General features: G+C 64.6%; 5 protein-coding genes (1 of these 5 only partly in view). 1 reads left to right on the forward strand and 4 read right to left on the reverse strand.

Features of this window, described 5'->3' with window-relative positions; all coding sequences use genetic code 11:
* Nucleotides 1-79: 79 nt before the first annotated feature.
* Nucleotides 80-2,815, forward strand: a complete 2,736-nt coding sequence (locus tag AC0IYS_RS29145; RefSeq protein ID WP_471708444.1) for a TonB-dependent receptor — start codon at nt 80-82, stop codon at nt 2,813-2,815.
* Nucleotides 2,816-2,840: 25 nt separating this feature from the next.
* Here the strand turns inward: AC0IYS_RS29145 and AC0IYS_RS29150 are convergent, their stop codons facing one another.
* The 4 genes in view from AC0IYS_RS29150 to AC0IYS_RS29165 are tightly spaced (at most 25 nt apart) and all read right to left on the reverse strand, a layout consistent with a single transcriptional unit that may run on beyond the window.
* Entirely contained in the window at nt 2,841-4,544 is a 1,704-nt protein-coding gene (locus AC0IYS_RS29150; protein ID WP_471708446.1) for a hypothetical protein, read from the reverse strand.
* Nucleotides 4,541-6,637, reverse strand: a complete 2,097-nt coding sequence (locus AC0IYS_RS29155) for a hypothetical protein (protein ID WP_471708447.1) — start codon at nt 6,635-6,637, stop codon at nt 4,541-4,543. Before AC0IYS_RS29155 ends, AC0IYS_RS29150 begins: the two co-directional genes overlap by 4 nt.
* Nucleotides 6,621-7,682 carry a hypothetical protein gene (locus tag AC0IYS_RS29160; protein ID WP_471708448.1) on the reverse strand — a complete coding sequence of 354 codons (1,062 nt, stop codon included), beginning with the start codon at nt 7,680-7,682 and terminating at the stop codon, nt 6,621-6,623. Before AC0IYS_RS29160 ends, AC0IYS_RS29155 begins: the two co-directional genes overlap by 17 nt.
* A 25-nt stretch (nt 7,683-7,707) precedes the next feature.
* Nucleotides 7,708-7,861 carry the final stretch of a DUF58 domain-containing protein gene (locus tag AC0IYS_RS29165; RefSeq protein ID WP_471708449.1) on the reverse strand. The gene runs 761 nt beyond the window's last position, so only the last 154 of its 915 coding nucleotides appear in the window; the start codon falls outside the window, past its right edge; the stop codon is at nt 7,708-7,710.

The following is a 7,861-nucleotide window of genomic DNA, read 5'->3' on the forward strand; positions in this document are numbered from 1 at the left end:
GTTTTAATACAAGATCGGGCTCAGGCGTCATGAGAACGCCGAGCATCCGACCCCATGTAAAACATCTGGAGACAAGACAATGCAAGCCAGTCCAAGCACCCCACGCGGCGTTAGCGCCGCGCTTCCCCTCACGCCCGTCGCCGCCGCCTGCGCGCTGCTGATCGCCGCCTTTTCCACACCGCTGCACGCACAGCCCGACAGCGCGGCCTCCGCGCAAGGCGGCGACGCGCCGATGTCGAAAGTCGTCGTATCGGGCATCCGGCGCGGCATCGAGGATGCCATCTCGGTCAAAAAAGAGTCGACTTCGATCGTCGAATCCATCTCCGCCGAGGATATCGGCAAGCTGCCCGACGTCAGCATCGCCGAATCGATCGCACGCCTTCCGGGCCTGGCCGCGCAGCGTGTCGGCGGCCGCGCGCAAGTGATCAGCATTCGCGGCCTGTCGCCGGACTTTGCCACCACCTTGCTCAACGGCCGCGAGCAGGTCAGCACCGGCGACAATCGCAGCGTCGAATTCGACCAATATCCTTCCGAGCTTCTGAGTGGCGTCACCGTCTACAAAACGCCGGACGCTGGACTGGTCGGCCAGGGCCTGTCGGGCACCATCGACATGCAGACCGTGCGCCCATTGGCCTTCCCGGGCCGTACCTTTTCGGTCAACGTGCGCGGCGAGAAAAACTCGATGGGCAAGATCGCCGACACCAAGGACACCGGCCATCGCCTCAGCGCCAGCTACATCGACCAGTTTGCGAACCGCACCGTCGGCGTGGCGATCGGGGTGGCCAGCCTGGAGACGCCCATCCTGGAAAACCAGACCGGCACTTACGAGCCGTTCGAACAGGCGCCCGTGTCGGGCGTCCCGGCCGGCACTTTCGTCACTGCCGGCGTCAAGGCGCTGGCCAAGAGCGGCACCCTGAAACGCACAGGTGTGATCGGCGTGCTGGAATACCGGCCATCGAAGCAGTGGTCCAGCACCATCGACTTGTTCGCCTCCGAATTCAAGCAGGTGGACACCAACAACCAGTTCGAAGTCAATCTGGGCGGCTACAACGGCAGCAACAACCCGGTCGGCTTCAACTACGCCAGCACCAATATCGTCAACGGCACGCTGCTGGGCGGCACCGCCACCGGCGCCTACCCGCTGGTGCGCGGCCAGTACAACCACCGCAAGGACCAGATCCGCACCGCCGGCTGGGCCAATAAATTCAACTTCGGCAGCTGGTCGCTGCTGGCGGACGCCAACTACTCGCAAGCCAAGCGCGATGAGATCTACCTCGAAAACAATCTGCAGCTGCAAAGCGCGACGGGGGGCGCTTTCAACGATCCCTTGATGACGGTCGGCTGGAACACCGGCCGCTTTGCCACCATCGCAGGCACGCTCAATTACAGCGATCCGACCAAGCTTTTTACCGGTAACTCGATCTACGGTTACGGCAGCACCTATTCGCCGCATTTGAAGGACACGCTGAAAAGCTTCAAGCTGGCGGCCACGCTGCCGGCGCCGGATAGCCTGGATGCGTACCTGCGCGGTTTCGACGTCGGCATCAACTACAGCGACCGCACCAAGACCAAGCGCCAGCCATCGGGTGACTTGTTCGCCACCGGGAACCCAACCATCTCCAGCGACTTGCTCTACTCCCCGGTGGACTTGGGCTTTGCCGGCGCGGGCGTGGTCCCTTCGTGGAATGTGCCGGGGGTGATCGCCAAGTACTTCAATCCGATCAACTACAGCCTGGCCAACAACGCCGGCACCATCAGCCGCGCGTGGGACGTCCAGGAGAAAATCACCACGGGCTATGCGCGCGCCAACATCGAAAGCGAATGGGGTGGCGTCGCCGTGCGCGGCAACATCGGCGCGCAGCTGCTGCATACCGATCAATCGTCGGACTCCCTGTACGCGGATGCCGCCGGCGTGGCCCATCCCTACACCGACGGCAAGAGCTACAACGACGTCCTGCCAAGCATGAACCTCGCTTTCGGCCTGCCGTCGGATCAAACCGTGCGCGTCTCGCTGGCCAAGCAGATCGCCCGGCCGCGCGTGGATGAACTCAACGCCGGCTTTAACTTCACCGTCGATACCGGCACGCGCCTGCCGAGCGGCAGCGGCGGCAACGCCAGGCTCGATCCGTGGCGCGCCAAGGCTTTCGACCTGTCGTGGGAAAAGTACTTCGCCAAGAAGGGTTACGTCGCGCTGGCCGGATACTACAAAAAGCTCGACACCTACATCTACAAGTTCTCGGAGACGCGCGACTTCTCGCAGTACACGGCCGGCACCATCGCCATCACCAATTCCGGTCAGTTCACCACTTCGTACAACGGCAGCGGCGGCACGCTCAAGGGGGCGGAGTTGTCGGTGTCGGTGCCGCTGGAGTTGGTCACGCCGGTGCTGGACGGCTTCGGTGTATTGGCCAGTACCTCGTACACCAAGAGCGGCATCGACATCAAGGAAGTCAACGCCTCGATCGGCAAGATCGAACTGCCCGGCATGTCGCGTCACGTCACCAACGTCACGCTGTATTACGAAAAGGCCGGGTTCTCGACGCGTGTGAGCACGCGCCGGCGTTCGGACTATGTGGGCGAGATCGGCAACTTCGCGGGCGATCGCCAGTTGCGTTATGTGGTCGGCGACAGCCCGGTCGATTTCCAGATCGGCTACACCTTCAACGACGGCGCGTACAAGGGACTGGGGGTGCTCCTGCAGGTCAACAACCTGACCAACGAAGCGTATGAGACCTACGCCAACAGCAAGGACCGTCAGCTGGAGTATGCCAAGTACGGGCGCACTGTTTTGTTCGGGGTGAATTACAAGTTCTAAAGGCGAGACTTGGGGCGGATTCGCGCTAATCCGCCCTATGTGGTTCCGTGGCGGCCTTGGGGTCACGGAACCACAGCATCAACATGCATAAGCCAAACAGCAGCGCGAACGGTGTCGTCGACAACGGTCGTTCCGTCGTTGCCGTGATGCCTGCCGGCGCCCTCGCCGCATACTGCGCAGTCGCCTCACGCCGCAAGGAACGCTGCCACTGCGGCCAATCGCCATCGCCATAAACATAAGTCATCCCCGCCGTCGGCATGCCGGCGGCGCTAAAGCGTGCCCAACCCGCGCGTTGCGGCCACCAGGCCGCACAACGTCCGTCCGCCTTGTCGCCGCGCGCCCGCAAGGCCAACGCTGGCCCACCCTCGACACGCAGCAACGCCCCGGCATCGGCGCCTTGCGCACATACCTCGCTGCGCAAACCCGCGACCGGCATCGGGTCTGCCAACCGCCATTCGGTTTTGCGCACACCGGCCAACACCATCCGGTCAATAGCGTCCTGCCACCACAATGCCAACGCTTGCGGCGCGCTGATCGCGTACCGGTGCCACTCCGAGACGCCCACCCAGATCACCCGACCCTGGCGTACATCGCGCTGCCAGAGCCACGGCTGCTTGCGGCTGTCCCTGGCCAGCACCGACCATGGCCCGTCACCGCGATCATCGGGATTCAGCGTCGCCGGCGGCATGACCAAGGAAACACCCCCTGCACTAAACTGACGCTGGTCCTCCTTCTCCGTCGTCGGCGATTGCGGCCGAAGGCGCAGACCCAGCTCGCGCTGCCAGAATCCGGCGTCGGACGCATTTGCGCCCAGTACCACCAGCGGCACGCCCTGCCCCGTCGCCGCCAGCAGTGCCGCGCGTGCGGATGGCGCCAGCTTCTCCACATAGGCGGCATCGACGAACATCGCGTTGGGCGCGGTGATCGGTTCACGCGCCGTCTCGCTGCGGGCAATGGCCTTGCCCAATGTGACGCTCCAATCGACGATCGCACCACTGTCGGACAACAGCCGGTTCAATGCGCGCGCATCGAACGAGGCGGCATCGAACCGGCCCTGTACCTGCAACGGCAGCGCTTCGCTCACCTGCAGCGGCACCGGCCCCTCCGCTATCGTTTTACTTTTGGCGTCCAACAGGCGCGCACGCAGCACCATCGCCTCGGCCACCGGCGGCAACCATTGAACCGACAGCTGCGCGGCCGGCGCACTGTTTGCCGCTACGGCGCCGGAATCGGCCAGCACCTGCTTGTTCTCTGCCAGCAGCTGCAGGCGCCAGCCGGCCGGCGCCTGCGGGCGCCGCACCGTCAATGTGAAAATGCGCCCGAGCGGCATCGTGCGCGGGAAGTCGAGCGACAGCAGATCCGCCTGCGCCGGCTTCCATTGCAGCGGCCGCGCGGGCAGATCCTGCCATTGCGCCTGGCGCAGCCCATCCCCGACCAGGGCGATGGCGGTGGCGCCGGGCATCGCGCTCAATGTGGCTTCGTCGATTCGGCCGCTGGCGTCGGTGACGACGGCCAATGCCTCTCCACCCTTGGACGGCAGCCGGATGTCGGCCAGCGAGATCGCCAACGCCGCCGCGGCGACCGTGACCAGCAACGCGTTGATCCACTGCCGCTTGCCTCCGAACAGGATGGCGCTTGCAAAACCGGCGGCCAGGGTCAGCGCCGGGAAAACCAACGTCTCAGCATCGACCGTGGCGATATTCATGATGGAGACCACTGTGCCGCTCATCGCGCCTCCTCCTTGCCATTCCACGCCCGCGCGAACGGGCTATCGACCGACGATCTGGCCTGCAACAGCACCGGAGCATCGGTCAATGTGCCACGCAGCCAGGCGCGCAGTTCGGCGCGGCACGGCACGCAGCCGTCCATCACGTCCTGCACCGCGCGCTGCGCACTCAGTTTTTGCTCTTGATCGGGAATGCGCGCGGTAATGGTGTCGCGCGCGGACTTGCTCCACAGTGCAGGCAACGCGCCATCGGCCGCCAACGACTGCACCAGTTCCCGCACCTCGGCCGGGACGCTGTCGCTGGCGGCGCCCTGCGCGCGCTTGTAGCTCATCGCGCCGACGATATCCCCGCTCATGCGCTTCTCTTCCTTCAACGCTGGCGGAACAAATGCCGTGCGATGCAGATAGACCCGCTCAGCCGCCTGCAACTCCTTGATCGCCTCCAATGCCTTGTACTCGGGCGCAAGCGCCGGCTTGGGCGCGATCGCGCGCAGCGATTTTTCGGCATCCCACATCGCCGACAGCGCTCGTTTCAACACCGCCTTGGTCTGCGGGTCGAAGATGGTGGCGTTGTCCTCCTGATCATGGACGTGGCCGAATTGATGCATGGCCGCTACCTCGCTGCCCATTTTTTCAGCGCCTCCGTGATGCTCCTCGTCGGCATGGCCGCCAGCCCTGTGTTCATCCTCTTCATGCTCACCCTCCTTGCCGCCGGCGCCGCCATGTCCATGCTCGTCGCCGAACAAACTCGACTCCTCGCCCAAGAACTGACCGTAGCGCAGCCGCAGCGCGGCCTGGTCGGCGGCGATCGCTTCGCTGCGCGAGCGCAGCGTGGCTGCTGGCAGCTTCGCATTAGCTTGCAGATCGGCGACCAACTGTTCGGTATCGATGATGATCTGCCGCTGGCTGCGCAGGTTCTCCGGCTTGGCCAGGGACGGCAGCGAAGTTGAATCCAGGCTTTCGGCATCGGGGCCGGGCAGGCGCAGCGTGTAGGTCGGCGATTGCGTGGTTTGGGGATTCTCGGGCGCGTTATCCGTGGCGCGTACGAAGAAGTACAACTCGTCGCCCGGCTCCATGCCAAGTTCCGCCAATGTCCATTGCTTCTTCCAGCTGCGCGACTTGGGATCGGCCGATTTCGGCAGCGGCACTTCGCGATCGGTGAAGCGGACATTCTCACCGCTGCCGCGCGCCAGCGTCATATGCAGGCTGGCACGCGAGATCGCGTAGTCGTCCTTCGCCAGAACGGAAAGCTGGACGGCTTTCACATCCTTGGCCAGCAGGTGGATCAGCTCCGTCGGTTCGATGATGGTCACTTGCGGCGACTGGTCGGGGATGACGCGGATGTTGTAACGCGTGCCGGCAGCACCGCGTGTACGCCAGAACAGCGAGTCCTCGACGCGCTTGAACGCGCAATCCGCGCCGATGGACAGCGCCTGCCCGTCGCCCAATTCAACCACCGGCTGCGCGCCAACCGGCTTGCGCACGCACCAGCGCACTTCCGAGTATTGCGGAATCTGGATGTCGCGCGCGGCGGTCTCGAATCCGGCAACGCCGGTGTAGGCCGGCGGCGTGACACGCAAATATACCTCGCCGTCGATAATCGGCCTGCTGGCGGGTGCGGCTTTCTGCGCTGCGATGGGCGCAGGTGGCTTCGCCTGGAGGCCCCAGGCCGCACCAGCGGCGATCAGGCTTGCCACCAGCGGTACCAGGCTATATCGCACGCGGTTACGCGCAATACGGCGATAGTCGTCGTCCTTCAGCACCTGGGCGAGACGGGACTGCAGCCGTTGCTGCTGCAAACCCGCTATCGGGGTCTTCGCTTCGGCGGACAGCAACGTGCTGCTATCTTCCAGCGCCGGGATGGCGGCGTCCAGCCACGACGGCCATTGATCGGCGATCCGCCGGCGCAAGCGGTAGATGTCCGCGGCGAGCCAGATCACCCATATGGCGATGGCCGCCAATACGACCGCCCGGGCGGCGGGCAGCAGGGTGGCGGCAAGCGCCAGAGGCACCAGCGCGGCCAGCCAATACGGCAGTCTCCGACGCAGGACCGCGCCCCACAAGCGGCGACGCAGGATGTCAGTTTCGCCGTGCATGGGCAAGTATCCGTTCCAAGATAAACAATGCGAACAAAACGTAGGCCAACCATGCCGCAGCTTTGGCGTCGATACGGCGTGGCGCTGGGGCGAGGCCCTTCGTGAAGGCCTGCGACGGCATTGGGTATGCCGGCGCCGGCGCTGCGCGCAGGGACTGCCATGCTTCGTAGAGCGCGCGGGCGGTGTCGGCGTCACGCGGTGGGAAGGCATTCGAGGTCCAAAGCCGACCGCGTGGACTGTCCACATACTTCAACGTCACGCCATTGACGGTGATCGCGCTGGCGTTTTTCAACTCGGGAAAAGCGCGCCCCTGAGCCGCATTGGTGGCTATCCACCAATGCGGCGCGCGCCAGTTGCCGGGCGGCGCCTCGCCCGGCACGTCCCACACAACAAGCCCGGTGTTCACATCGGGTGCGTTGGCCATCACGTAACGGTTGCTTCCATTGCCAGCTTTATCGAACGCGCCGAACAGCGAACGCCAGACGGCATCGCTCACGGAGGTGGTGGACAGCACCACAGGATGACGCACAACCGCCGGCGTGGCCTCCTGGCCCGTAACCGGCATCGTTCGCACTTCCACCTGATGGTTAAACCGGGGCAGGCGCGCCGGCATAGGGATTTGTCCGGCGCGGGCGACGATCAGCAGCCTGGCATCGGGACGCCAGTCGCGTTCATGCTGGCGCAGCAACTGCAACGCATCCGGCGGCAGATCGATGCGCGGCGCATCCGAGAAGCCGGCAGTGCCAATCTCGCGCTCCGCCCATGCCTTGTCCGCGCCAGCGTCGAGCAGCACCGTGTTGCCACGCCATGGAATGATGGTGGCGGCCAGCCAGGCGATCAGCGCCAGCAACAACAGGCAACGCACCAGCAGCAGGATGCGGTCGCGCCATTGCCAGACCCGTAGCTGCTCCGGCGCGGCGACAGGCAGAAAGCGCGCGGTCGCCAGTGGTTCGGCCTTTAAACGCTGCCGCTTCTGGCGATGCCACCATATCGGCAACAGCAATACCGGCAGCGCGAACCACCAGAACGGATAAGAACTCAGCATCGGCTATCCATCAAGGTTCCAATCTTCATTTCGCGCGCGCTCCCGCCAGCCGCAGCCAGCTACGCAACACCGCGACCAATTCCTGCTCGATGCACGCCTTGAAATGGACGATATTGTTTTGCCGGCAGCTGCCCGCCACGCCGTCGAAGTGCGCGCGGCTTTGCCGCTTGTAGCTATCG

This window comes from Duganella sp. AC237, from assembly GCF_979254035.1.